The sequence below is a fragment of the Streptoverticillium reticulum genome, from assembly GCF_047456005.1.
Taxonomy (GTDB): Bacteria; Actinomycetota; Actinomycetes; order Streptomycetales; family Streptomycetaceae; genus Streptomyces; species Streptomyces reticulum.
Map to the genome: position 1 here is coordinate 6,305,291 of NZ_CP179755.1, position 24,262 is coordinate 6,329,552.

Sequence of the window (24,262 nt, forward strand, 5' to 3'; positions counted from 1 at the left end):
AGATGAACGTCGATCAGATGCCTGAGTGGAATGCGCTGGCCAAGCACCGGGACGAGCTGGGGGAGGTGCAGCTGCGCGGGCTCTTCGCCGACGACCCGCGCCGGGCCGAGAAGTACACGCTCTCCGTCGGCGACCTGCATCTCGACTACTCCAAGCACCTCGTGACCGACGAGACCCTGCGCCTGCTGCGCGACCTCGCGGCGGCCCGGGGCGTGGCGGAGCTGCGCGACGCCATGTTCCGTGGCGAGAAGATCAACACCACCGAGGGCCGCGCCGTGCTGCACACCGCGCTGCGCGCCCCCGAGTCGGCCGTCGTCGAGGTCGACGGGGAGAACGTCGTCCCCGCCGTGCACGCCGTGCTGCGGAAGATGCAGGTCTTCGCCGACCGCGTCCGTTCGGGTGATTGGAAGGGCCACACCGGCAAGCGCATCCGCAACATCGTCAACATCGGTATCGGCGGCTCCGACCTCGGCCCGGCGATGGCGTACGAGGCGCTGCGCGCCTATACCCACCGCGAACTGACGTTCCGTTTCGTCTCCAACGTCGACGGTGCGGACCTGCACGAGGCCGTGCGCGACCTGGACCCGGCCGAGACGCTGTTCATCATCGCCTCGAAGACGTTCACGACGATCGAGACCATCACCAACGCCACGTCGGCGCGGAACTGGCTGCTGGCCGGTCTGGGGGCCGGCGAGGAGGCCGTCGCGCGGCACTTCGTCGCCCTGTCGACGAACGACGAGAAGGTCGCCGAGTTCGGCATCGACACGGCCAACATGTTCGAGTTCTGGGACTGGGTCGGCGGCCGCTACTCCTACGACTCGGCCATCGGCCTCTCCCTGATGGTCGCCGTCGGCCCGGACCGCTTCCGCGAGATGCTGGCCGGCTTCCACCTGGTCGACGAGCACTTCCGCACGGCCCCGCCGGAGGAGAACGTCCCGCTGCTGCTGGGCCTGCTGGGCATCTGGTACGGCAACTTCCACGACGCGCAGTCGCACGCGGTGCTGCCCTACAGCCACTACCTGTCGAAGTTCGCGGCGTACCTGCAGCAGCTGGACATGGAGTCCAACGGCAAGTCGGTCGACCGCGACGGCAACCGCGTCAACTGGCAGACCGGCCCGGTGGTCTGGGGCACGCCCGGCACGAACGGGCAGCACGCGTACTACCAGTTGATCCACCAGGGCACCAAGCTGATCCCGGCGGACCTGCTCGGCTTCGCCCGGCCGGTCGAGGAGCTGGAGCCGGGCATGGCGGCCCAGCACGACCTGCTGATGGCCAATCTGTTCGCCCAGGGCCAGGCGCTGGCCTTCGGCAAGACCCCGGAGGAGGTCGCGGCGGAGGGCGTCCCGCAGGAGCTGATCCCGCACAAGACGTTCCGCGGCAACCACCCGACGACGACGATCCTGGCGAGTGAGCTCTCGCCGTCCGTGCTGGGGCAGTTGATCGCACTGTACGAGCACAAGGTGTTCGTCCAGGGAGCGGTGTGGAACATCGACTCGTTCGACCAGTGGGGCGTCGAGCTGGGGAAGGTCCTCGCGAAGAGGGTCGAGCCTGCGCTCACCGAAGGTGCCGAGGTGCCGGGTCTGGATGCGTCCACCGCTGCGCTCGTGCGCCGCTACCGGGAGCTGCGGGGGCGCTAGACCCGATCCGCGCCCCGATAGGGGCGCGGGGAACTGCGCGATCAGCCGAAGTCAGCCTGCAGCCGACACGCCACCTCGGCACGGCAGGTCATCTGCGGGAGCGTCGTGGCTGGTCGCGCAGTTCCCCGCGCCCCTGACGGGGCGTCGTGGCGGCCCCTTGTGCCAATGGCCCGGTCCCGTCGGGAACCGGGCCATTGCCGTTGGTGTGCCGTCAGGCCGAAGCCGGCGGGTACAGCCCCCGCGGCAGCTGCGCGGCAGCGCTCTGGTCCAGCAGCCACAGGGTGCGCCGGCGGCCGTACGCCCCGGCGGCCGGGGCCTGGATCTCCCCGGCACCCCCGAGCGCGAGTGCAACGGCATTCGCCTTGTCCGAGCCCGCGGCGAGGAGCCAGACCTCCTGGGCCGCCCGGATCGCCGGCAGGGTCAGCGAGACCCTGGTCGGCGGCGGCTTCGGCGCGCCGTGCACGCCGACGACCGTGCGCTCGGTCTCCCGCACGCCCGGCAGCTCGGGGAAGAGCGAGGCCACGTGCGTGTCGGGGCCGACGCCCAGCATCAGGACGTCGAAGGACGGCACGGGACCGTGGTCCTCGGGCCGGGCCGCGGCGGCCAGTTCGGCCGCGTAGGCCTCGGCCGCCGCATCCGCGTCGTTGCCGTACGCCCCGCCCGAGGGCGGCATCGCATGGACCCGCGCGGGGTCCAGGTCCACCGCGTCCAGCAGGGCCTCACGGGCCTGCGTCTCGTTGCGGTCGGGGTGACCCTCCGGCAGGAACCGCTCGTCACCCCACCACAGGTCGAGCCGCGACCAGTCGACGGCGTCCCGCGCGGGAGCCGTGGCCAGGGCCGCGAGCAGGCCGTTGCCGTTGCGTCCGCCGGTGAGCACCACCGAGGCCGAGCCACGGGCGGCCTGCGCGTCCACGATCCGGGTGATCAGCCGGGCGGCCGCGGCCTGGGCCATCAGCTCCTTGTCCCGGTGGACGACGACCTGCGGAGTGCTCACTTGGCCGCTGCCTTCTTGGCGGGGGCCGCGGCCTTCTTCGCCGGGGCCGGCTTCTCCCCGGCCTTCTCCTCGGCGGCCGGAACCGCCGCACCCGGCGTGCCCAGCCGGTCCACCCCGTACTTCAGCGCGGACGCGTACGTGTCGTCCGGGTCGAGCCGGCGCAGCTCCTCGGCCATCAGCTCCGAGGTGTCGCGGCGCTTGAGCGCGACCGCACGGTCCGGCTGGCCCTGCATGGTGAGCGTGGCCAGCGAGCCGTCGACGCGGTCGAGCGTGATGGGCCCGTTCTGGGTCTCCAGGCGGACGGCCGTCAGGCCGGGGCCGCCCGAGACCGAGCGCGTCACCGGCACCCCGAGGCGGTCGGCGAGCCACATGGCGAGCAGCTCGGCGCTCGGGTTGTAGGCCTCGCCCGCGACCTCGGCCGCGGTGATCTGCACGCCCGGCTGCTGGTCCAGCGCCGCCGCCAGCATCGAGCGCCAGGGGGTGATGCGGGTCCACGCCATGTCGGTGTCGCCGGGGGCGTAGGTGGCCGCGCGCCGGTCGAGTTCGGCGACCGGGTCCTCGCAGGCGTAGGTGTCGGTGACGCGGCGCTGCGCGAGGGCGCCCAGCGGGTCCTTGGCCGGGTCGGCGGGGGCGGCCACCGGCCACCAGACGACCACGGGGGCGTCCGGCAGCAGCAGCGGCAGCACCACCGACTGGGCGTGGTCTATGACCTCGCCGTGCAGCCGCAGCACCACGGTCTCGCCGGTGCCCGCGTCGCCGCCGACGCGGACCTCGGCGTCCAGGCGGGCCTTGGCGCGGTCGCGGGGCGAGCGGCTGACCCGCTTGATGACGACGAGCTTGCGCGAGGGGTGCTCGCGGGAGGCGTCGTCCGCCGCCTTGAGCGCGTCGTAGGCGTGCTCCTCGTCGGTGACGATGACCAGGGTGAGGACCATGCCGACGGCGGGGGCGCCGAGCGCCCGGCGCCCCTGGACCAGGGCGTTGTTGATCCTGCTCGCCGTGGTGTCCGTGAGATCGATCTTCATGGCCGGCGCCAGCTCCGTCCGTCTCGTGCCAGCATCGCGTCAGCCTCGGCCGGGCCCCAGGTGCCGGCCTGGTACTGCGCGGGCTTGCCGTGCTTGTCCCAGTACTCCTCGATCGGGTCGAGGATCTCCCAGGAGAGCTCGACCTCCTTGAGGCGGGGGAAGAGGTTCGACTCGCCGAGCAGCACGTCGAGGATGAGCCGCTCGTACGCCTCGGGGCTCGACTCGGTGAAGGACTCGCCGTAGGCGAAGTCCATCGACACGTCCCGGACCTCCATCGAGGTGCCGGGCACCTTGGAGCCGAACCGCACGGTGATGCCTTCGTCCGGCTGCACCCGGATGACCAGGGCGTTCTGCCCCAGCTCCTCGGTGGCGGTGTGGTCGAAGGGCGAGTGCGGGGCGCGCTGGAAGACGACCGCGATCTCGGTGACGCGGCGGCCGAGCCGCTTGCCGGTGCGCAGGTAGAAGGGGACGCCCGCCCAGCGGCGGTTGTCGATCTCCAGCTTGACCGCGGCGTAGGTGTCGGTCTTCGACTTGGGGTCGATGCCCTCTTCCTCGAGGTAGCCGACGACCTCCTCGCCGCCCTGCCAGCCGTGCGCGTACTGGGCGCGCACGGTCTCCTTGCCGAGGTCCTTGGGCAGCCGGACGGCGCCCAGCACCTTGGTCTTCTCGGCCGCCACCGCGTCCGCGTCGAAGGAGGCGGGCTCCTCCATGGCGGTCAGCGCGAGCAGCTGGAGCAGGTGGTTCTGGATGACGTCGCGCGCGGCGCCGATGCCGTCGTAGTAGCCGGCGCGGCCGCCGATGCCGATGTCCTCGGCCATCGTGATCTGCACGTGGTCGACGTACGACCGGTTCCAGAGCGGCTCGAACATCTGGTTGGCGAAGCGCAGCGCCAGGATGTTCTGGACCGTCTCCTTGCCCAGGTAGTGGTCGATCCGGAAGACCTCGTTGGCCGGGAAGACCTCGTGGACGATCCCGTTGAGCTCCTGAGCGCTCTTCAGGTTGTGGCCGAAGGGCTTCTCGATGACGGCGCGCCGCCAGGAGCCCTCGGTCTGGTCGGCCAGGCCGTGCTTCTTCAGCTGCTGGACGACGGTGGGGAAGAACTTCGGCGGCACCGACAGGTAGAAGGCGAAGTTGCCGCCCGTGCCTTGGGCCTTGTCGAGCTCCTCGATGGTGCCCTTGAGGGTCTCGAAGGCCTCGTCGTCGCCGAAGTCGCCCTGGACGAACCGGCAGCCCTGCACCAGCTGCTGCCAGACCTCCTCGCGGAACGGCGTGCGCGCGTGCTCCTTGACCGCGTCGTGCACTATCTGCGCGAAGTCCTCGTTCTCCCAGTCGCGGCGGGCGAACCCGATGAGCGAGAAGCCCGGCGGCAGCAGACCCCGGTTGGCGAGGTCGTAGACCGCCGGCATCAGCTTCTTCCGTGACAAATCGCCCGTGACGCCGAAGATCACCAGGCCCGACGGCCCCGCGATGCGCGGGAGCCGTCGGTCCGATGCGTCACGCAGCGGATTGCTGCTGCTCAACTCACGCCTCCGGTGCGAGGCGCTTGAGCTCCGCCTCCGTGGACTTGAGCAGGTCGTTCCACGACTGCTCGAACTTGTCGACGCCCTCGTCCTCGAGCAGCTGGACGACGTCGTCGTAGGAGATCCCCACCTTGGCGATGGCGTCGAGCTCGGCCTTGGCCTGCTCGTAGGTGCCGCGCACGGTGTCACCGGTGATCTGCCCGTGGTCCGCGGTGGCCTCCAGGGTGGCCTCCGGCATGGTGTTCACCGTGTTCGGGGCGACCAGGTCGTCCACGTACAGGGTGTCCTTGTAGGCCGGGTCCTTGACGCCGGTCGAGGCCCACAGCGGACGCTGCTTGTTGGCGCCGGCCTTCTCCAGGGCCAGCCAGCGGTCCGAGGAGAAGACCTCCTCGTACGCCTGGTACGCCAGGCGCGCGTTGGCGAGGGCGGCCTTGCCGCGCAGCGCCTTGGCCTCCTCGGTGCCCAGGGCGTCCAGCCGCTTGTCGATCTCGGTGTCCACGCGGGACACGAAGAAGGACGCGACCGAGTGGACCAGGGACAGGTCCAGGCCCGCGGCCTTGGCCTTCTCCAGACCGGTCAGGTAGGCGTCCATCACGGCGCGGTAGCGCTCGAGGGAGAAGATCAGCGTGACGTTGACGCTGATGCCCTTGCCGATCACCTCGGCGATGGCCGGCAGGCCCGCCTTCGTCGCCGGGATCTTGATCAGCGTGTTGGGGCGGTCCACCAGCCACGCCAGCTGCTTGGCCTCGGCGACCGTGGCGGTGGTGTTGTGGGCCAGGCGCGGGTCGACCTCGATGGAGACCCGGCCGTCCTGGCCGTCGGTGGCGTCGAAGACCGGGCGCAGGATGTCGGCCGCGTCACGGACGTCCGCCGTGGTGATCATGCGGATGGCCTCGTCGACGGTGACCTTGCGGGCCGCGAGGTCGGCGAGCTGCTGCTGGTAGCCCTCGCCGCCGGAGATCGCCTTCTGGAAGATCGACGGGTTCGTCGTGACGCCCACGACGTGGCTCTGGTCGATCAGCTCGGCCAGGTTGCCGGACGTGATGCGCTTGCGGGACAGGTCGTCCAGCCAGATCGCGACGCCTTCGTCGGAGAGGCGCTTGAGTGCGTCTGTCATGGGTCTTGCATCTCCTACAGATAGATAAAGGGGCGTCAGCGGCGGGCGGCGTCGGCGATCGACTCGCGGGCGGCCTCGATGACGGCCTCGGAGGTCAGGCCGAACTCGCGGTAGAGCACCTTGTAGTCGGCGGAGGCGCCGAAGTGCTCCAGCGAGACGATGCGGCCGGCCTCGCCGACGTAGCGGTGCCAGGTCAGGCCGATGCCGGCCTCGACCGCGACGCGGGCCTTGACGTCGGGCAGCAGCACGCCGTCGCGGTAGGCCTGGTCCTGCTCCTCGAACCACTCGACGGAGGGCATGGAGACCACGCGGGTCGGGATGCCCTCGGCCTGCAGCGCCTCGCGGGCCTCGACGGCCAGCTGGACCTCGGAGCCGGTGCCGATCAGGATCACCTGCGGACGGCCGCCCTCGGCCTCGAACAGGACGTAACCGCCCTTGGCCACGCCCTCGTTGGCCTCGTACGTCGGGACGTTCTGGCGGGTGAGGGCCAGACCGTGCGGCGCGGGCTTGGCCGTGTGGCGCTTGGTGATCTCGCGCCAGGCGATGGCGGTCTCGTTGGCGTCGGCCGGGCGGACCATGTTCAGGCCCGGGATGGCGCGCAGCGCGGCCATGTGCTCGACCGGCTGGTGCGTCGGGCCGTCCTCGCCGAGGCCGATGGAGTCGTGCGTCCACACGTAGGTGACCGGCAGCTTCATCAGCGCGGCCAGGCGCACGGCCGGGCGCATGTAGTCGGAGAACACCAGGAAGGTGCCGCCGTAGACACGGGTGTTGCCGTGCAGTGCGATGCCGTTCATGGTCGAGCCCATGGCGTGCTCGCGGATGCCGAAGTGGATGGTGCGGCCGTAGGGGTTGGCCTCCGGCAGCGGGTTGCCCTTCGGCAGGAAGGACGACGACGCGTCGATCGTGGTGTTGTTCGAGCCGGCCAGGTCGGCGGAGCCGCCCCACAGCTCGGGGATCACGCCGCCCAGCGCCTTGAGGACCTCACCGGAGGCCTTGCGGGTCGCGACGTCCTTGCCCGCCGGGAAGACCGGAACGGACTTCTCCCAGCCGTCGGGCAGCTCGCCCGCGACGATGCGGTCGAACTCGGCGGCGCGCTCGGCGTTGGCCTCGCGCCACTGCAGGACGCGCTTGTCCCAGTTCGCGTGGGCCTCGCGGCCGCGGTCGACGACCTTGCGGACGTGCGCGAAGACCTCGTCCTCGACCTGGAAGTGCTGCTCGGGGTCGAAGCCCATGACCTTCTTGGTCGCGGCGACCTCCTCCGCGCCCAGCGCCGAGCCGTGCGAGGCCTCGGTGTTCTGCGCGTTCGGGGCGGGCCAGGCGATGATCGTGCGGGCCGCGATGATCGACGGACGCTCGGTCTCCTCCTGGGCGGCCTTCAGCGCCGCGTACAGGGCGTGGATGTCGAAGTCGCCGTTGGGGGCCTGCTCGATGCGCTGGACGTGCCAGCCGTAGGCCTCGTAGCGCCCCAGGACGTCCTCGGAGAACGCCGTCTCGGTGTCGCCCTCGATCGAGATGTGGTTGTCGTCGTACAGCGCGACGATGTTGCCCAGCTTCTGGTGGCCGGCGAGCGAGGACGCCTCGGCGGAGATGCCCTCCTCCAGGTCGCCGTCGGAGACGATCGCCCAGATGGTGTGGTCGAAGGGCGACTCGCCCTGCGGGGCCTCCGGGTCGAACAGGCCGCGCTCGTAGCGGGCGGCCATGGCCATGCCCACCGCGTTGGCGATGCCCTGGCCCAGCGGGCCGGTGGTGGTCTCCACGCCGCGGGTGTGGCCGTGCTCGGGGTGGCCGGGGGTCTTGCTGTCCCAGGTGCGGAACGCCTTGAGGTCCGCCAGCTCCAGGCCGTAGCCCGCCATGAACAACTGGACGTACAGCGTCAGGCTGGTGTGGCCGGGGGAGAGGACGAACCGGTCACGGCCGACCCAGCCGGCGTCGTTCGGGTCGTGCCGCATCATCTTCTGGAACAGAAGGTAGGCGGCCGGAGCGAGGCTCATGGCCGTGCCCGGATGGCCGTTGCCGACCTTCTGCACGGAGTCCATGGCCAGGACGCGGGCGGTATCGACGGCCCGCTGGTCCAGTTCGGTCCATTCGAGGTCTGTGGTGGTCGGCTTGTTGCTCACCCTCGGTCAGGGCTCCTCTCCACATGTTCTGTTTGCCGGGGGCGGTATTCCGCCACGACGCGGCGTTGCCGAGCCTACCCCCGTCGGGACGCGCATCTTTTCGACGTGCAGTCGGCTGCCCGGCACTCGCTCCCGGCAACCGGATGACGCGGGCGGACATTCCCGTCACGGCGAGACCGTCCACTGTTTCCAGCCTGCCGGGTGCGTGACGGGCCCGCCTCCCGAACGAGACCGTTCTGTCATGTTCCGCCGCCCCGCCAACACGAGCCCACCCCGGAGGAGGCCGCGGTATCGCCTGCGTCTAAAGTGGCGTGGTACGCGCAAGTCTTTACCGGGGTTTCCTGCCCGGATGTGCTTGCTGGCCTTATCTCTGTCAGGGGTGTGCGTGACGGCCGTCGAATCCCGTCCTGCGGGGGTCCTCGCCGAGAGCCCGGTGCGCAGGCCCTTCGGGGCTCGCGTCAAGGGCTTCGTGGCACTGACGAAGCCACGCGTCATCGAGCTGCTGCTGATGACGACGGTGCCGGTGATGTTCCTCGCCGCACAGGGCGTTCCGGACCTCGGTCTGGTCCTGGCCACGTGCATCGGCGGTTACCTCTCGGCCGGCGGCGCGGGCGCGTTCAACATGTACTACGACCGCGACATCGACGCCATGATGGACCGGACGTCCCAGCGTCCGCTCGTCACCGGCCTGATCTCGCCACGCGAGTGTCTGGTCTTCGCCGCGGCGCTCACCGTCGGGTCGACCGTGTGGTTCTGGTACCTGGTCAACCCGCTGTCGGCGATGCTCTCCCTCGGTGCGTCGCTCTTCTACACCGTCGTCTACACGATGATCCTCAAGCGCCGCACCGCGCAGAACATCGTGTGGGGCGGCATCGCGGGCTGCCTGCCGGTCATCATCGGCTGGTCCGCGGTGCGGAACGAGGTCTCCTGGGCCTCCCTGATCCTCTTCCTGGTCATCTTCTTCTGGACGCCGCCGCACTACTGGCCGCTGTCGATGAAGGTGAAGGAGGACTACGAGCGGGCGAACGTGCCGATGCTCCCCGTGGTCGCCGGCAACAAGGCCGTCGCCCGGCAGATCGTCCTCTACAGCTGGGTGATGGTGGGCGTGTCCCTGCTGCTCCAGCCGCTGGGCTACACGGGTTGGTTCTACACGGCCGTTGCGGTGCTGTGCGGCGGGTTCTGGCTGAAGGAGGCGCATGCGTTGCAGGCTCGCGCCAAGGCCGGGATCACCGGGGCGAAGCTGAAGGAAATGCGGCTCTTTCACTGGTCGATCACTTACGTGTCGCTGCTTTTCACTGCGGTGGCGATCGATCCGTTCTTGCGGTAGCTCTTCGGCTGCCGGTCCGTTGTGGCTTGTCGCGCAGTTCCCCGCGCCCCTTACGGGGCGCGGTTTTGCGTTCGGGGCGCCCCTCGCCATCTTGACTACTCGTCGGTAGCATCCTGCTCATGGCAGACACCACCAAGCAGGCCGCCCGTCTGGCGAAGCAGATCACGGCGTTCGCCAAGGCCCACGGCGGGAGCGCGGAGGGGCAGCTGGCGCACATAGGGCGGGGCACCACCCGGATCGCGCTCGTCGGCGCCGACGGCACGTGGGGCACCCTCGTCGCCCGCTCCTACACCACCGCACAGGAGGCCGCCGAGGCCGCCGGGCTGACGCTGCAGGACACCTTCGACGGCGAGCTCGCCGCCAAGGTCCGCACCGGCCCGTACGAGTGGTCCCGGATGGCCGGCATCCAGCTCGGCGGTCCCGCCAATAACTGACGCCGCCCTTCACCCGTTAGAACCGACGGGAGGGGAGGGCGCGCATGGACGGCATACCGCCGCTCGTGGACCAGTACAGCCGTGGTGCCGTCCATGGCGAACTGGGGATCGGGGTGTTCGAGCGGCACCTGGCGGAGGCCGCCGGATCCACCGGACCGGCCCCGCCGGGCACCAGCTTCTTCGACAGCCGCGCCGGCCTCGCCGTGCGCCGCTGGTGCCCTCCGCTGCTGGGCCTGGAGCCCAACTGCCCGCCCGTCCACTACCTCGCCCGGCGCCGCGAGCTGGGCGCGTACCGGGCCGGGCAGCTGCTGCTGCGCGGTGCCGGGATCGGCACGTTCCTGCTGGAGTCCGGCCGTCCGGGTGAACTCACCTCGCCCGCCGAGCTCGCCTGCGCCGCCGAGGGCCGCGCCCACGAGGTCGTCCGGCTCGAACAGCTGGCCGCGCGGATCGCTGACTCCTGCGAGGGCGCCGGCACCTTTCTCGCCCGTACGGCCGAGGCGCTGTACGAGGCCGCCCGCACCGCCACCGCGTTCGCCTCCGGCGCGGCCGGCTGCGACGGGAGCCCGCCCGGTGCCGCCGAGGTGCGCGAGGCGGCGGGGAACTGGCTGCGGACGCGCCGCAGGGGCACGCCGCCGGCCGCCCCGGTCCTGGCCCGGCACCTGCTGTGGAGCGCGGTGGCCACGGGGCTGCCCGTCCAGTTGCACTGTCCGGACCCGCAGCGGCTGACCGGCTTCCTGCGGGCGACCGCGGGCACGGGTACGGACCTGGTGCTGCTGCCCGACCCCTGGCGGCACCGCCAGGCCGCTCGACTGGCCGCCGTTTTCCCGCACGTCTACGCGGACGTGGGCACGTGCCCCGAGGAGACTCTGCGCGAAGCGCCGTTCGGCAAGCTGCTGTTCTCCACCGGGGCCCGGGCGCTGGCCGAGCTCTACGTGGTGGCCGCGCGGCTGTTCGTGCGGGCCATGGAGAAGCTGATGGGCGACTGGGTCGCGGACGGCTGGTGCCGGCTGGCCGAGGCGGGGCGGATCGTCTCGCTCGTCGCGGCCGGAACCGCGCGCCGGGTCTACCGGTTGGACGCAGCCGCGGGCTGACCGGCGCCCGTGTCCGCCACGGGCTCGGACGGCGCCGGCACCGCGGCCGCCTCGCCGCGCTCGCGCAGCGACAGGGCGACGCGCAGCACGGCGATCCAGACCAGGCAGGAGCCGAACATGTGGACGCCGACGACGACTTCGGGCGAGTCGTTGAAGTACTGCACGTAGCCGACGAGGCCCTGCAGCATCAGCACCGCGAACAGTTCCACCACGCGGCGGCGCGGGCCCTCGGGCGCCTGCACGGCGCGCAGGGTGAACCACAGGGCGACCGTCAGGCCGATCACGATGTAGACGAAGTCCACGTGCAGCTGGGTGATTTCGTGCCAGTCCAGCGGGATGCGGCGCACACCGGCGGAGGCGTCGCCCGCGTGCTTGCCCGCGCCGGTGACCACGGTGCCGACCACGATCAGCAGCAGGGTGGCGGCCAGCAGCACCCGGCCGAGCTCCCGCACCGGACGGCTCACCAGGTCGCGCGGCTCGTCGTCGCCCTCGCAGGTGCGCTGCCAGGTCACCACGGACACCGTCAGCAGGGCGGTCGACAGCAGGAAGTGCGCGCTGACGATGTACGGGTTGAGACCCGTCAGCACCGTGATGCCGCCGACCACGGCGTTGCCCATGACGACCCAGAACTGCGCCCAGCCGAGCCGGGTGAGGGAGCGGCGCCACGGGGTACGCGCGCGTGCCGCGACGATCACCAGGCCGACGACCGCGCACAGCACGTACGTCAGCATGCGGTTGCCGAACTCGATCATGCCGTTGATGCCCATCGCCGGGGTCGGCGTGAGGCTCTGGTCCGTGCACGTCGGCCAGGTCGGGCAGCCGAGCCCGGACTGGGTCAGCCGGACGGCGCCGCCCGTCACGACGATGATCACGGCCATCACGACGGAGGCCAGTGCGGCCCGCCGGACGAAGCGCGCGGAGGGCTGCCAGCGGTCGGCGACGATCTGGAGGGGATTCGGCATGTTCGGCACGGGCTCATCGTAGAGGCCCGCTTGTGCACGGATTCACGAGGCCCCCCGTTGCGCCCCCGCTGTGCCGTCGCTGCCGGCCGTCACTCCCAGCGGAAGAGCCGTCCCGCCGCACCCAGGCCCAGGACGGCCCAGCCCGCGAGGATCCCGAGGTCGGCCCACGGCATGCCCGCGCCGTCGCGCAGCACGTCCCGCAGCCCGCCGGACAGGGCCGAGACCGGCAGCAGCCGGAGCACCTCCTGGGCGGCGCCGAACTTCTCCAGCGGCACGATCACCCCGCCGCCGACGAGCAGCAGCAGGAAGACCAGGTTCGCCGCGGCCAGTGTCGCCTCGGCCTTGAGCGTGCCGGCCATCAGCAGCCCGAGCCCGGAGAACGCGGCCGTGCCGAGGACGAGCAGCAGCAGGACGGCCAGCGGGTTGCCGTGCGGCGACCAGCCGAGGGCGAAGGCGATCACGGTCAGCAGGACGATCTGCAGGACCTCGGTGACCAGCACCGAGCAGGTCTTCGCCGTCATCAGCGCCCAGCGCGGCAGCGGCGAGGCGCCGAGCCGCTTGAGCACGCCGTACCGCCGCTCGAAGCCGGTCGCGATGGCCTGGCCGGTGAAGGCGGTGGACATCACGGCCAGCGCCAGGATGCCGGGGGCGAGGAAGTCGACGGATTTGCCCTTGCCCGTGTCGATGACGTCGACGGTGCTGAAGAGCACCAGCAGCAGGGTGGGGATGACGACGGTGAGCAGCAGCTGCTCGCCGTTGCGCAGCAGCATCCGCGTCTCCAGCGCGGCCTGCGCCCGGATCATCCGGGGGAGCGGGGCGGCGCCGGGCTTCGGGGTGAAGGTTCCGGTGGCGGTCATGCCCGCAGCTCCTTACCGGTCAGCTCCAGAAAAACGTCCTCCAGCGTGTGCCGTTCCACCGTTATGCGGTCCGGCATGACGCCGTGCTGGGCGCACCACGTGGTCACGGTCGCCAGGAGCTGGGGGCCGACCTCGCCGCTGACGCGGTAGCTGCCGGGGGTCAGTTCCACGGCGGCGGACTCGGCGGGCAGGGCCTTGAGGAGGCCGGCGAGGTCCAGGCCGGGGCGGCCGTTGAAGCGCAGGGTGTTCTCGGCGCCGCCGCGGCACAGCTCCTCGGGGCTGCCCTGGGCGACGACCCGGCCGCCGTCGATGATCGCGACGTCCCGGGCCAGCGCCTCGGCCTCGTCCATGTGGTGCGTGGTCAGCACGACCGTCACCCCGTCGGCGCACAGGTCGCGCACCAGGTCCCAGGTGGCGTGCCGGGCCTGCGGGTCCAGGCCCGCGGTCGGCTCGTCGAAGAAGACCAGCTCGGGCCGGCCGACGACGGCCATGGCGAGGGAGAGGCGCTGCTGCTGTCCGCCGGACAGCCGCCGGTAGGGGGTGCGGCCGCAGGAGCCGAGGCCCAGGCGGTCGGCCAGGGCGTCCACGTCCAGCGGGTGGGCGTGCAGCGACGCCATGTGCCGCAGCATCTCCTCCGCGCGGGCGCCCGCGTAGATCCCGCCGCTCTGCAGCATCACGCCCACGCGGGGGCGCAGGGCGGCCGCGTCGGCGACGGGGTCGAGGCCCAGGACGCGGACGGTGCCGGCGTCGGGGCGGCGGTAGCCCTCGCAGGTCTCGATGGTGGTGGTCTTCCCGGCCCCGTTGGGGCCGAGGACGGCGGTCAGGCCGCCGGCCGCGACGGTCAGGTCGAGCCCGTCCACCGCGGTCTTCGTCCCGTACCGCTTGACGAGGCCGCGGACCTCGACGGCGGGCTCTGAACTGGCGCTGCGCATGGCGGGAAGTCTACGAACCCAAAGCCGCCGCGGACCCCGCCGGGGTGTGCGGAACCCGCCCCGCGATGATCCACACCGGTGGCGGTTAGGTGACCCTAAGTGATCGAAACCACCGCCGGGTCCCCCGGACGAGGCTTGTCGCCTTCCCGGCAATTACGCAACAATGGTGTTGTGAAATACGCGGGCGAGGCTCCACAGGGCCCCGTGGCCGGGCCGGGAGGCCGGGCCGCCGGGCGCGGCACGCCCGTGCCCGCGCGGGAGGAGCACCGCGCCCACGACGAGCAGCGCGGCACGCGCAACCGCGTCGCCCGCTCCATCCTCGACCACGGCCCGTCGACCGCGGCCGAGCTGGCCCTGCGCCTGGAGCTCACCTCCGCGGCCGTCCGCCGCCACCTCGACACCCTTTTGGCCGAGGGCGTCGTCGAGGCCCGGGAGAAGCGGGTCTACGGAGCGCGCGGCCGCGGCCGTCCCGCCAAGGTCTTCGCGCTCACCGACTGCGGGCGCGACGCCTTCGACCAGGCCTACGACAAGCTCGCGCAGGACGCCCTGCGCTGGATCGCCCAGTCCGCGGGCGGCGGAGCGAAGGGCGAGGCCGCCGTGGCCGCCTTCGCCCGCGCGCGGCTGGCCGCGCAGGCCGAGAAATGGCAGGCCGCCCTGGCGGCGGCCGCCCCCGAGGACCGCACACAGGTGCTGGCCGGGGCATTGACCACGGACGGGTACGCTGCTACGGCGCGCAGCGCACCGGTCGGCGAACAGCTCTGCCAGCACCACTGCCCGGTCGCCCATGTCGCCGAGCAGTACCCGCAGCTGTGCGAGGCGGAGACCGAGGTCTTCTCCCGCCTGCTCGGGTCTCATGTGCAGCGTCTGGCCACCATCGCCCACGGCGACGGAGTGTGCACGACGTTCATCCCCAAGAGCAGCACCCCCAAGACCACCGAAGCATCCACCAGCACGGCCGGGAGGAACCCCGCATGACTCTCCCCACGGAGACTGCCCACCCCGAACTCGAGGGTCTGGGCACCTACGAATACGGCTGGGCCGACTCCGACGAGGCCGGTGCCGCGGCGAAGCGCGGCCTTTCCGAGGAGGTCGTCCGCGACATCTCGGCGAAGAAGTCCGAGCCCGAGTGGATGCTCAAGCTCCGTCTCAAGGGCCTGCGGCTCTTCGACAAGAAGCCCATGCCGACCTGGGGCTCCGACCTCTCCGGCATCGACTTCGACAACATCAAGTACTTCGTGCGCTCCACGGAGAAGCAGGCCGCCACCTGGGAGGACCTGCCCGAGGACATCAAGAACACCTACGACAAGCTGGGCATCCCCGAGGCGGAGAAGCAGCGTCTGGTCGCCGGTGTCGCCGCGCAGTACGAGTCCGAGGTCGTCTACCACCAGATCCGCGAGGACCTGGAGGAGCAGGGCGTCATCTTCCTGGACACCGACACCGCTCTGAAGGAGCACCCGGAGCTCTTCCAGGAGTACTTCGGCACCGTCATCCCTGTCGGTGACAACAAGTTCGCCTCGCTGAACTCCGCCGTGTGGTCCGGCGGCTCCTTCATCTACGTCCCGCCGGGCGTCCACGTCGACATCCCGCTCCAGGCCTACTTCCGCATCAACACGGAGAACATGGGCCAGTTCGAGCGGACCCTGATCATCGTCGACGAGAACGCCTACGTGCACTACGTCGAGGGCTGCACCGCCCCGATCTATTCCTCGGACTCGCTGCACAGCGCCGTCGTCGAGATCATCGTCAAGAAGGGCGGCCGCTGCCGCTACACGACCATCCAGAACTGGTCGAACAACGTCTACAACCTGGTCACCAAGCGCGCCGTCGCCTACGAGGGCGCGACCATGGAGTGGGTCGACGGCAACATCGGCTCCAAGGTGACGATGAAGTACCCCGCGGTCTACCTGATGGGCGAGCACGCCAAGGGCGAGACCCTGTCCATCGCCTTCTCCGGCGAGGGCCAGCACCAGGACGCCGGCGCCAAGATGGTCCACATGGCGCCCAACACCTCCTCCAACATCGTCTCCAAGTCGGTGGCGCGAGGCGGCGGCCGCACCTCCTACCGCGGTCTGATCGAGATCGGCGAGGGCGCCAAGGGCGCCAAGTCCAACGTCCTCTGCGACGCCCTGCTGGTGGACACCATCTCCCGCTCGGACACCTACCCCTACGTCGACGTCCGCGAGGACGACGTCTCCATGGGCCACGAGGCGACCGTCTCCAAGGTCAGCGAGGACCAGCTCTTCTACCTGATGAGCCGCGGTCTGTCCGAGGACGAGGCGATGGCGATGATCGTGCGCGGCTTCGTCGAGCCGATCGCCCGCGAGCTGCCCATGGAGTACGCGCTGGAGCTCAACCGGCTGATCGAGCTGCAGATGGAAGGCGCCGTCGGCTAGCCCGACGCCCTCCCGGACCGCAGCGAACCCTTTGTGACAGGAAGAGAGCACGACGACAGCCATGGCTGACAACACTCCCGCCGGCAGCACGACCGACGGCGCCATCCAGGTGGGCGGCCCCCGCCAGCCCATCGACGCCCGGGTCAGCGCCCCCGCCTCGTACGACGTCGCGGACTTCCCCGTGCCGCACGGCCGCGAGGAGGAGTGGCGGTTCACCCCGCTGGAGCGCCTGCGCGGTCTGCACGACGGCACCGCTGTGGCCGACGGCGGCGTCAAGGTCGAGGTGGAGGCCCCCGAGGGCGTCACCGTCGAGACCGTCGGCCGGGACGACGCCCGCCTCGGCAAGGCCGGCAAGCCGGTCGACCGGGTCGCCGCCCAGGCCTACAGCTCCTTCGAGAAGGCCTCGGTCGTCTCCATCCCCAAGGAGACGGTGCTCACCGAGCCCGTCCGCATCTCCGTGCACGGAGAGGGCGGGGTCGCCTTCGGCCACCAGGTCGTCGAGGTCGGCGCGTTCGCCGAGGCCGTCGTCGTCATCGACCACACCGGTGACGCCACCCTCGCCGCCAACGTCGAGTTCCTGATCGGCGACGGCGCCAAGCTCACCGTCGTCTCCGTCCAGGACTGGGACGGCACCGCGGTGCACGCCGGCCAGCACACCGCGCTCGTCGGCCGCGACGCCTCCTTCAAGTCCGTGATCGTCACCTTCGGCGGCGACCTGGTCCGGCTGCACCCCCGCGTCGTCTACGGCGCCCCGGGCGGCGAGGCCGAGCTCTACGGTCTGTACTTCACCGACCAGGGCCAGCACCAGGAGCACCGCCTCTTCGTCGACCACGACACCCCGCACTGCCGCAGCAACGTCGCCTACAAGGGCGCGCTGCAGGGCAAGGACGCCCACGCGGTCTGGATCGGCGACGTGCTCATCCGCGCCGAGGCCGAGGGCACCGACACCTACGAGCTCAACCGGAACCTGGTCCTCACCGACGGCGCCCGCGTCGACTCCGTCCCCAACCTGGAGATCGAGACCGGCGAGATCGTCGGGGCCGGCCACGCCTCGGCCACCGGCCGCTTCGACGACGAGCAGCTGTTCTACCTGATGGCCCGCGGCATCCCCGCCGACGAGGCCCGCCGTCTGGTGGTCCGCGGCTTCTTCGCCGAGCTCGTGCAGCAGATCGGCATCGCCGACCTGGAGGAGCGCCTCCTCGCCAAGATCGAGACGGAGCTGGAGGCGTCGGTCGCATGAACGACTTCGTCCGCGCCTGCGGTCTGAGCGAGCTCGAGGAGGACACTCCGAAGCGGGTCGAGCTCGGCGGCACCCCGGTCGCCGTCGTCCGCACCGAGGGCGAGGTGTTCGCGGTCAACGACATCTGCTCGCACGCGAACGTCTCCCTCTCCGAGGGCGAGGTGGAGAACTGCCACATCGAGTGCTGGCTGCACGGCTCCAGCTTCGACCTGCGCACCGGCAAGCCCGATTGCCTCCCCGCGACGCAGCCCATCCCCGTATACCCCGTCAAGATCGAAGGGGACGACGTGCTCGTCTCCGTCACCCAGGAGTCCTGAGTTCCCCATGGCAACGCTTGAGATTCACGACCTGCACGTCTCCGTCGACGCCGAAAACGGCCCCCGGGAGATCCTGCGTGGCGTCGACCTGACCGTGAAGCAGGGCGAGACCCACGCCATCATGGGCCCCAACGGCTCCGGCAAGTCCACCCTGGCCTACTCGCTGGCCGGTCACCCCAAGTACACGATCACCGGCGGCACCGTCACCCTCGACGGCGAGGACGTCCTGGAGATGTCCGTCGACGAGCGCGCCCGCGCCGGCGTCTTCCTCGCCATGCAGTACCCGGTCGAGGTCCCCGGCGTCTCGGTCTCCAACTTCCTGCGCACCTCCGCCACCGCCGTCCGCGGCGAGGCCCCCAAGCTGCGCACCTGGGTGAAGGAGGTCAAGTCCGCCATGGAGCAGCTCCAGATGGACCCCGCCTTCGCCGAGCGCAACGTCAACGAGGGCTTCTCCGGCGGTGAGAAGAAGCGCCACGAGATCCTCCAGCTGGAGCTCCTCAAGCCGAAGATCGCGATCCTCGACGAGACCGACTCCGGCCTGGACGTCGACGCGCTGCGCATCGTCTCCGAGGGCGTCAACCGGGTCCGCGAGACCGGCGAGGTCGGCACCCTGCTGATCACCCACTACACGCGCATCCTGCGCTACATCAAGCCCGACTTCGTGCACGTCTTCGCGGGCGGCAAGATCGTCGAGTCCGGCGGCGCCGAGCTCGCCGACAAGCTGGAGAACGAGGGCTACGAGGCGTACGTGAAGGGTGGCGTAACGGCGTGACCATACTGCTGCCGGGCCTGCTCGACACCGACGCGATCCGCAAGGACTTCCCGATCCTGGACCGCACGGTCCACGGCGGGAAGAAGCTCGTCTACCTGGACAACGCGGCCACCTCCCAGAAGCCGCGCCAGGTGCTCGACGTGCTCAACGAGCACTACGAGCAGCACAACGCCAACGTCCACCGCGGCGTGCACGTCCTCGCCGAGGAGGCCACGGCGCTGTACGAGGGCGCGCGCGACAAGGTCGCGGCCTTCATCAACGCGCCCAGCCGCGACGAGGTGATCTTCACCAAGAACGCCTCGGAGTCGCTCAACCTCGTGGCCAACATGCTCGGCTGGGCCGACGAGCCCTACCGGGTCGACCACGACACCGAGATCGTCATCACCGAGATGGAGCACCACTCCAACATCGTTCCCTGGCAGCTGCTCTCGCAGCGCACGGGCGCGAAGCTGAAGTGGTTCGGCCTCACCGACGACGGCCGCCTCGACCTGTCCGACATCGACGAGATCATCACGGAGAAGACCAAGGTCGTTTCCTTCGTGCTGGTCTCCAACATCCTGGGCACGCTCAACCCGGTCGAGGCCATCGTGCGCCGCGCCCAGCAGGTCGGCGCGCTCGTCGTCATCGACGCCTCGCAGGCCGCCCCGCACATGCCGCTGGACGTCCAGGCGCTCCAGGCCGACTTCGTGGCCTTCACCGGCCACAAGATGTGCGGCCCGGACGGCATCGGCGTCCTGTGGGGCCGCCAGGAGCTGCTGGAGGACCTCCCGCCGTTCCTCGGCGGCGGCGAGATGATCGAGACCGTCTCGATGCACTCCTCCACCTATGCCCCCGCGCCGCACAAGTTCGAGGCCGGTACGCCCCCGATCGCCCAGGCCGTCGGCCTCGGCGCCGCGGTGGACTACCTCACCTCGATCGGCATGGAGCGCATCGCGCGCCACGAGCACGCGATCACCGAGTACGCCATCCAGCGCCTGCAGGAGGTCCCCGACCTGCGGATCATCGGCCCCGTCACGGCCGAGGACCGCGGTGCCGCGATCTCCTTCACGCTCGGCGACATCCACCCGCACGACGTGGGCCAGGTCCTCGACGAGCAGGGCATCGCGGTCCGGGTCGGCCACCACTGCGCCCGCCCCGTCTGCCTGCGGTACGGAATTCCTGCGACCACGCGGGCGTCGTTCTACCTGTACTCCACGCCCGCCGAGGTCGACGCGCTGATCGAGGGCCTGGAGCACGTCCGGAACTTCTTCGGCTGAGATGGGCGCCCACTGTGAAGCTTGATTCGATGTACCAGGACGTCATCCTGGACCACTACAAGAACCCGCACGGCCGGGGCTTGCGGGATGGCGACGCCGAGGTGCACCACGTCAACCCGACCTGCGGCGACGAGATCACGCTGCGCGTCCGGCTGGCCGGCGAGAAGATCGAGGACGTCTCGTACGAGGGCCAGGGCTGCTCCATCAGCCAGGCCAGCGCCTCCGTGCTCAACGAGCTGCTCGTGGGCAAGGAGCTCGCCGAGGCCCGGCGGATCCAGGAGACGTTCCTGGAGCTGATGCAGTCCAAGGGCCGCCTCGAGCCGGACGACGCGATGGAGGAGGTCCTGGAGGACGCGGTCGCGTTCGCCGGCGTCTCCAAGTACCCCGCGCGGGTGAAGTGTGCGCTGCTGAGCTGGATGGCGTGGAAGGACGCGACGGCGAAGGCGCTGTCCGAAGGGAAGACCGCATGAGCGAGAACGTGACCGACGCCGCGGCGGAGTCCGTCCCGGCGACGACCAAGCCGGCCACGGAGGAGGAGGTCCGCGAGGCCCTCTACGACGTGGTCGACCCCGAGCTGGGCATCGACGTCGTCAACCTCGGCCTGATCTACGGCATCCACATCGACGACGCCAACATCGCCACCCTCGACATGACCCTGACGTCCGCGGCCTGCCCGCTGACCGACGTCATCGAGGACCAGGCGAAGTCGGCCACCGACGGCATCGTCAACGAGCTCCGCATCAACTGGGTGTGGATGCCGCCGTGGGGCCCCGACAAGATCACCGACGACGGCCGCGAGCAGCTGCGGGCGCTCGGGTTCAACGTCTGAGTTCTTCCGAGTTCTTCGGCCTGTCGCAACGGCCCGCCTCCTGTCCCAGGAGGCGGGCCGTTGCGGTTCATGCCATCCAGAAGAAGACCGCCGTCATCCGCTTCTCCTCCAGGGCGCTGCCCCAGTAACCCGTCGCGCTGTGCATCATGTTGGCGGTGTAGAGCAGCAGCCGGTTGTAGCGGTGCGGCACGCGCACGTCCTCCGTGAAGGAGTCCGGCGGGACGAAGCGGGTGCCCAGGGCGTCGACCAGGTTGTTGTGGGGCGCCGTGACCATGTTGCCGCCGAGCCGGCCGCCGGGCAGGCTCTGGCGGTAGAAGCTGGTGCCGCAGTCCTTGGGCACGTGCGGGTTGAGGTAGAGCACGGCGGCGTAGCGGCACAGCGCCCGCGAGTCGGTGTGCGGGCGCAGCTCGGACTCGCCCTGGCCGACGACCTGGATGCAGTTGTGGTTGAGGGTGCCGCCGCCGGGCGTGCTCTCCACCCACAGCTTCCGCGCCCCGGTCGCCTTCCGCACCTGCCGTTCGACGCAGGCCAGTTCGTCCGGCTCCAGCCCCGGCATGGCCCGCAGGCCCGGCCAGCTCTCGGGCTTGTGCGGGTAGCCCTCGACCCAGTCGTCCTTGGCCAGGCAGCGGGCCCGCACGGCGTCCGGGTCGGGCAGGACGTCGTCCAGGATCCAGTAGTCCCGGCCGCGGGTGGGCTTGCGGTAGGGGAGGACGGGGAGTGCGGGTGCCATGCGGGCGACCATACATTCGGGGTCCGTCAGGGTTGTCCGGTGAATTGGTCAACCTTGCGTCAACTCGGGGTTGTTGATGTTCCCGCCATGGACCGCACCGCGGCCAGGGCCGCCTCCACGCTCGCCGTGACGTCCGTGACCGGGTACTGGACGTGCCGGACGACCCGGTCCGCGTCGGTCACCAGGGTGAGTCGCTTGAGGCGCGTCGTGCCGACGGTGCGGAAGGTGGGCAGGCGGAGGGCGGCGGCCAGCGCGAGGTCCGCGTCCGACAGGAGCGGGAAACGCAGTCGTTCCTTCGCGGCGAACGCGCGCTGTTCGTCGGGGCGTTGGGTGCTGACACCGTGGACGGTGGCGCCCGCCGCGGTGAACCCGGCGAGCTGGTCGCGGTAGGTGCACGACTCCAGGGTGCATCCCGTGGCACCGGGGATGTCCGCCCAGCCCGGCGGGTAGGAGGCACGGGAGGCGTAGGCGCCGGGGAAGCAGTAGAGCACGGTGAACGGGGTGCCGGCGACGGGATCCACGGGCGTGCCCGCCGGGCCCGGGAGCGCGAGCGGGGGCAGCGTGGTGCCGAGCAGTGCGTGGACGCGCTCGGCCTCGCGCGAGCCGTCGGCGGTCGTGGCCGTGGTCCGCTCCGTGTCGGGGGTCATCCCGGGGTCTCCTTCTCCCAGCAGCCAGGTGTCGCCCCAGTCCTGCAGGGCGACCAGGGTCGGCAGCAGCGCCCGGCCGCGCGGCGTGAGGCGGTACTCGAACCGCGGCGGGCGCTGCTGGTACGGCTCGCGGGCCAGGACACCCGCCTCCGTCAGCAGCCTCAGCCGCTCGGCGAGCACCTTGCGCGACAGGCCGAGCGAGGCGTGCAGGGTGTCGAAGCGGCACAGTCCGCGCGCGATGTCGCGGACGATCAGCAGGGTCCACCAGTCGCCGACCACGTCCAGGGCCTGGGCGATGGCGCAGTTCTCGTCGCCCGCGGGCGGGCCGGTGCGGCGGGGCATGACCGTGATCATGACAGAGTGGGTTCCGTAAGGGAACCCACTTACTGCGTCCGGATGCCTTCGAGATGCCTTCGAGTTCGCCTTGAGCCGCCCCGTCCGGTTAGGTTTTCGGACATGACCGATGCTGTTGCCTCCCGCACCACCGGCGCCTCCGCCGCCGGCCTCGCCACGATCACCGACGACGGGACCGTCCTCGACACCTGGTACCCGGCCCCCGAACTGCTCGACGCCCCCGGCCCGGCCGGCACCACGGTGCTGACCGCCGACCTCGCCGCGGAGCTGCTGGGCGAGGAGGCCCTCGCCGCCGTCGGTCCCGACCCGCGCCGCGGCGTCAAGGTCGTGGCCGTCAGGACGGTCATCGCCTCGCTCGACGACAAGCCCCTGGACGCGCACGACGCCTACCTGCGGCTGCACCTGCTCTCGCACCGCCTGGTCAAGCCGCACGGCCAGAACCTCGACGGCGTCTTCGGCCTGCTCGCCAACGTCGCCTGGACCTCGCTCGGCCCCGTCGCCGTCGACCAGGTCGAGGCCGTCCGCCTGAAGGCCCGCGCCGCGGGGCAGCACCTGCAGGTCACCAGCATCGACAAGTTCCCGCGCATGACGGACTACGTGGCCCCGTCCGGCGTCCGCATCGCCGACGCCGACCGCGTCCGCCTCGGCGCCCACCTCGCCCCGGGCACCACCGTCATGCACGAGGGCTTCGTCAACTTCAACGCCGGCACCCTGGGCACCTCCATGGTCGAGGGCCGCATCAGCGCGGGCGTCGTCGTCGGCGACGGCTCCGACATCGGCGGCGGCGCCTCCACCATGGGCACCCTCTCCGGCGGCGGCAAGCAGATCATCTCCATCGGCGAGCGCTGCCTGCTCGGCGCCGAGTCCGGCATCGGCATCGCCCTCGGCAACGAGTGCGTCGTCGAGGCGGGCCTCTACGTCACCGCGGGCACCCGCGTGACCATGCCCGACGGCGAGGTCGTCAAGGCGCTGGAGCTCTCCGGCGCCGACAACATCCTCTTCCGCCGCAACTCCACCAGCGGCGCCGTCGAGGCGCGCCCCTACAAGTCCACCTGGGGCGGCCTCAACGAGGTTCTGCACAGCCACAACTGATCGTCGGCGGCCGTGACCTGCGGCCGTCTACTGGACCACCGCTCTGAACTGCGGCGAAGCTGTCGCCAGTTGTCAGCGCTGGTCACCAACGAGTGCCCTTCCACGGCCCCAGGACGGCCCGGAGGGGCGCTCGTGCGTGAGCACCGCACAAGAGGTTTCAACTGACCTGCCTTGTTAGACAGAGCCGGTTGCGATGATCCGTTCTGGCTGATGTCTTGTCTCAGGGGAGGCATCTGGCGATGCCACCCATGGCTGACGCCACGAAACTGCTCGAACTAGTGGCGGCCAACCTAAGTGAGGGGCAGAATCGGTTGTAACTGGCACTAAATCTAGGGGGGGCTTTGACCAGTGATCCGCGGAGCGGAAATAGGGTCGGTTCGGATCATGTGCCACCGGATGCGGATATTCGCAGAGGTGAGCTGAACTCATTCATTCGCTACCAGCTTGGGCGGATGAGTTCATTGAATGAGCATCACAAATTTGAGGATGTTTGCCGAGCTCTAGCGCGCCAACGAATCACGCGGAACATTCTGGCGGCCACAGGTCCGGTCTCGGCCGGAGGGGATCAAGGTCGTGACTTCGAAACATTTCTGAGTTACAGCAAGGGAAATGTACAGGATGC

At 70.5% G+C, this 24,262-nt stretch carries 23 protein-coding genes; 13 read left to right on the forward strand and 10 right to left on the reverse strand.

From position 1 onward, the window contains the following. Nucleotides 1-2: 2 nt before the first annotated feature. On the forward strand, nt 3-1,637 hold the full coding sequence (gene pgi / locus ACMATS_RS29035; RefSeq protein ID WP_391155437.1) for a glucose-6-phosphate isomerase: 1,635 nt from the start codon (nt 3-5) through the stop codon (nt 1,635-1,637). Between the two features lie 211 nt (nt 1,638-1,848). Here pgi and pgl read toward each other — a convergent pair whose 3' ends face one another. Genes pgl through tkt form a run of 5 tightly spaced genes read right to left on the reverse strand, consistent with a single transcriptional unit; the run spans nt 1,849 to nt 8,407 of the window. Beyond that, a complete protein-coding gene (pgl, locus tag ACMATS_RS29040; RefSeq protein ID WP_390777493.1) occupies nt 1,849-2,631 on the reverse strand; it encodes a 6-phosphogluconolactonase in 783 nt (260 codons plus the stop codon). Further along, nucleotides 2,628-3,653: a glucose-6-phosphate dehydrogenase assembly protein OpcA gene (opcA, locus tag ACMATS_RS29045; protein ID WP_390777492.1), complete on the reverse strand. Its 1,026-nt coding sequence runs from the start codon at nt 3,651-3,653 to the stop codon at nt 2,628-2,630. Before opcA ends, pgl begins: the two co-directional genes overlap by 4 nt. Beyond that, nucleotides 3,650-5,173, reverse strand: coding sequence for a glucose-6-phosphate dehydrogenase (zwf, locus tag ACMATS_RS29050; RefSeq protein WP_414169568.1), 1,524 nt, complete (start codon nt 5,171-5,173; stop codon nt 3,650-3,652). Before zwf ends, opcA begins: the two co-directional genes overlap by 4 nt. A 1-nt stretch (nt 5,174) precedes the next feature. Continuing rightward, nucleotides 5,175-6,290 carry a transaldolase gene (gene tal, locus ACMATS_RS29055; protein WP_390777490.1) on the reverse strand — a complete coding sequence of 372 codons (1,116 nt, stop codon included), beginning with the start codon at nt 6,288-6,290 and terminating at the stop codon, nt 5,175-5,177. A 35-nt stretch (nt 6,291-6,325) separates the two neighbouring features. Continuing rightward, on the reverse strand, nt 6,326-8,407 hold the full coding sequence (tkt, locus tag ACMATS_RS29060) for a transketolase (RefSeq protein WP_414169569.1): 2,082 nt from the start codon (nt 8,405-8,407) through the stop codon (nt 6,326-6,328). A 385-nt stretch (nt 8,408-8,792) separates the two neighbouring features. Here tkt and ACMATS_RS29065 point away from each other — a divergent pair, with 385 nt between their 5' ends. The 3 genes from ACMATS_RS29065 (at nt 8,793) to ACMATS_RS29075 (ending at nt 11,259) form a co-directional block, all read left to right on the forward strand. Then, nucleotides 8,793-9,734 (forward strand): heme o synthase, encoded by a 942-nt coding sequence (locus tag ACMATS_RS29065; protein ID WP_390777488.1) that lies wholly within the window; start codon nt 8,793-8,795, stop codon nt 9,732-9,734. Nucleotides 9,735-9,853: 119 nt separating this feature from the next. Next, nucleotides 9,854-10,168, forward strand: coding sequence for a hypothetical protein (locus tag ACMATS_RS29070; protein ID WP_390777487.1), 315 nt, complete (start codon nt 9,854-9,856; stop codon nt 10,166-10,168). Between the two features lie 44 nt (nt 10,169-10,212). After that, nucleotides 10,213-11,259 (forward strand): amidohydrolase, encoded by a 1,047-nt coding sequence (locus ACMATS_RS29075; protein ID WP_390777486.1) that lies wholly within the window; start codon nt 10,213-10,215, stop codon nt 11,257-11,259. On the opposite strand, the gene ACMATS_RS29080 is transcribed toward ACMATS_RS29075, so the two are convergent. The 3 genes from ACMATS_RS29080 to ACMATS_RS29090 form a co-directional block, all read right to left on the reverse strand. Next, a complete protein-coding gene (locus ACMATS_RS29080) occupies nt 11,232-12,230 on the reverse strand; it encodes a COX15/CtaA family protein (protein ID WP_390777485.1) in 999 nt (332 codons plus the stop codon). The two genes, ACMATS_RS29075 and ACMATS_RS29080, sit on opposite strands and share 28 nt — an antisense overlap. Nucleotides 12,231-12,310: 80 nt before the next feature. Next, entirely contained in the window at nt 12,311-13,078 is a 768-nt protein-coding gene (locus ACMATS_RS29085; protein WP_414169571.1) for an ABC transporter permease, read from the reverse strand. Then, nucleotides 13,075-14,010: an ABC transporter ATP-binding protein gene (locus tag ACMATS_RS29090; protein WP_414169572.1), complete on the reverse strand. Its 936-nt coding sequence runs from the start codon at nt 14,008-14,010 to the stop codon at nt 13,075-13,077. The genes ACMATS_RS29085 and ACMATS_RS29090 overlap by 4 nt, the downstream gene beginning before the upstream one ends. Nucleotides 14,011-14,181: 171 nt before the next feature. Between ACMATS_RS29090 and ACMATS_RS29095 the strand changes: the two genes are divergently transcribed. The 8 genes from ACMATS_RS29095 (at nt 14,182) to ACMATS_RS29130 (ending at nt 20,817) form a co-directional block, all read left to right on the forward strand. After that, nucleotides 14,182-14,985 (forward strand): helix-turn-helix transcriptional regulator, encoded by an 804-nt coding sequence (locus ACMATS_RS29095; RefSeq protein WP_390777482.1) that lies wholly within the window; start codon nt 14,182-14,184, stop codon nt 14,983-14,985. Continuing rightward, nucleotides 14,982-16,403 carry a Fe-S cluster assembly protein SufB gene (gene sufB / locus ACMATS_RS29100; protein WP_390777481.1) on the forward strand — a complete coding sequence of 474 codons (1,422 nt, stop codon included), beginning with the start codon at nt 14,982-14,984 and terminating at the stop codon, nt 16,401-16,403. Before ACMATS_RS29095 ends, sufB begins: the two co-directional genes overlap by 4 nt. 61 nt (nt 16,404-16,464) lie before the next feature. Beyond that, entirely contained in the window at nt 16,465-17,643 is a 1,179-nt protein-coding gene (gene sufD / locus ACMATS_RS29105) for a Fe-S cluster assembly protein SufD (protein ID WP_414169573.1), read from the forward strand. Further along, entirely contained in the window at nt 17,640-17,960 is a 321-nt protein-coding gene (locus ACMATS_RS29110; RefSeq protein WP_171080254.1) for a non-heme iron oxygenase ferredoxin subunit, read from the forward strand. The genes sufD and ACMATS_RS29110 overlap by 4 nt, the downstream gene beginning before the upstream one ends. A gap of 7 nt (nt 17,961-17,967) precedes the next feature. Next, nucleotides 17,968-18,732, forward strand: a complete 765-nt coding sequence (sufC, locus tag ACMATS_RS29115; protein WP_390777479.1) for a Fe-S cluster assembly ATPase SufC — start codon at nt 17,968-17,970, stop codon at nt 18,730-18,732. A 2-nt stretch (nt 18,733-18,734) separates the two neighbouring features. Next, nucleotides 18,735-19,988: a cysteine desulfurase gene (locus tag ACMATS_RS29120; protein ID WP_414170817.1), complete on the forward strand. Its 1,254-nt coding sequence runs from the start codon at nt 18,735-18,737 to the stop codon at nt 19,986-19,988. Nucleotides 19,989-20,002: 14 nt separating this feature from the next. Further along, nucleotides 20,003-20,458: a Fe-S cluster assembly sulfur transfer protein SufU gene (gene sufU, locus ACMATS_RS29125; protein WP_336412424.1), complete on the forward strand. Its 456-nt coding sequence runs from the start codon at nt 20,003-20,005 to the stop codon at nt 20,456-20,458. Beyond that, the gene (locus tag ACMATS_RS29130; protein WP_390777478.1) at nt 20,455-20,817 is read left to right on the forward strand and encodes a metal-sulfur cluster assembly factor; all 363 of its coding nucleotides are present in this window, start codon (nt 20,455-20,457) and stop codon (nt 20,815-20,817) included. The genes sufU and ACMATS_RS29130 overlap by 4 nt, the downstream gene beginning before the upstream one ends. Nucleotides 20,818-20,884: 67 nt before the next feature. On the opposite strand, the gene ACMATS_RS29135 is transcribed toward ACMATS_RS29130, so the two are convergent. Together ACMATS_RS29135 and ACMATS_RS29140 are read right to left on the reverse strand one after the other, a co-directional pair. After that, the gene (locus ACMATS_RS29135) at nt 20,885-21,547 is read right to left on the reverse strand and encodes a DUF6445 family protein (protein WP_414169575.1); all 663 of its coding nucleotides are present in this window, start codon (nt 21,545-21,547) and stop codon (nt 20,885-20,887) included. Between the two features lie 59 nt (nt 21,548-21,606). Continuing rightward, on the reverse strand, nt 21,607-22,536 hold the full coding sequence (locus ACMATS_RS29140; RefSeq protein ID WP_414169576.1) for a winged helix-turn-helix transcriptional regulator: 930 nt from the start codon (nt 22,534-22,536) through the stop codon (nt 21,607-21,609). Nucleotides 22,537-22,650: 114 nt separating this feature from the next. Between ACMATS_RS29140 and dapD the strand changes: the two genes are divergently transcribed. Continuing rightward, nucleotides 22,651-23,640, forward strand: a complete 990-nt coding sequence (gene dapD, locus ACMATS_RS29145; protein WP_414169577.1) for a 2,3,4,5-tetrahydropyridine-2,6-dicarboxylate N-succinyltransferase — start codon at nt 22,651-22,653, stop codon at nt 23,638-23,640. The last annotated feature ends 622 nt before the right edge of the window (nt 23,641-24,262 follow it).

What these genes read in the sequence shown, in the direction of transcription:
- ACMATS_RS29130 (WP_390777478.1), top strand. Translation starts at nt 20,455, where the DNA reads ATGAGCGAGAACGTGACCGACGCCGCGGCGGAGTCCGTCCCGGCGACG.
- pgi (WP_391155437.1), top strand. Translation starts at nt 3, where the DNA reads ATGAACGTCGATCAGATGCCTGAGTGGAATGCGCTGGCCAAGCACCGG.
- sufD (WP_414169573.1), top strand. Translation starts at nt 16,465, where the DNA reads ATGGCTGACAACACTCCCGCCGGCAGCACGACCGACGGCGCCATCCAG.
- ACMATS_RS29070 (WP_390777487.1), top strand. Translation starts at nt 9,854, where the DNA reads ATGGCAGACACCACCAAGCAGGCCGCCCGTCTGGCGAAGCAGATCACG.
- ACMATS_RS29140 (WP_414169576.1), bottom strand. Translation starts at nt 22,536, where the DNA reads ATGCCCCGCCGCACCGGCCCGCCCGCGGGCGACGAGAACTGCGCCATC.
- ACMATS_RS29110 (WP_171080254.1), top strand. Translation starts at nt 17,640, where the DNA reads ATGAACGACTTCGTCCGCGCCTGCGGTCTGAGCGAGCTCGAGGAGGAC.
- ACMATS_RS29085 (WP_414169571.1), bottom strand. Translation starts at nt 13,078, where the DNA reads ATGACCGCCACCGGAACCTTCACCCCGAAGCCCGGCGCCGCCCCGCTC.
- sufC (WP_390777479.1), top strand. Translation starts at nt 17,968, where the DNA reads ATGGCAACGCTTGAGATTCACGACCTGCACGTCTCCGTCGACGCCGAA.
- ACMATS_RS29075 (WP_390777486.1), top strand. Translation starts at nt 10,213, where the DNA reads ATGGACGGCATACCGCCGCTCGTGGACCAGTACAGCCGTGGTGCCGTC.
- ACMATS_RS29135 (WP_414169575.1), bottom strand. Translation starts at nt 21,547, where the DNA reads ATGGCACCCGCACTCCCCGTCCTCCCCTACCGCAAGCCCACCCGCGGC.
- tal (WP_390777490.1), bottom strand. Translation starts at nt 6,290, where the DNA reads ATGACAGACGCACTCAAGCGCCTCTCCGACGAAGGCGTCGCGATCTGG.
- opcA (WP_390777492.1), bottom strand. Translation starts at nt 3,653, where the DNA reads ATGAAGATCGATCTCACGGACACCACGGCGAGCAGGATCAACAACGCC.
- dapD (WP_414169577.1), top strand. Translation starts at nt 22,651, where the DNA reads ATGACCGATGCTGTTGCCTCCCGCACCACCGGCGCCTCCGCCGCCGGC.
- ACMATS_RS29090 (WP_414169572.1), bottom strand. Translation starts at nt 14,010, where the DNA reads ATGCGCAGCGCCAGTTCAGAGCCCGCCGTCGAGGTCCGCGGCCTCGTC.
- sufB (WP_390777481.1), top strand. Translation starts at nt 14,982, where the DNA reads ATGACTCTCCCCACGGAGACTGCCCACCCCGAACTCGAGGGTCTGGGC.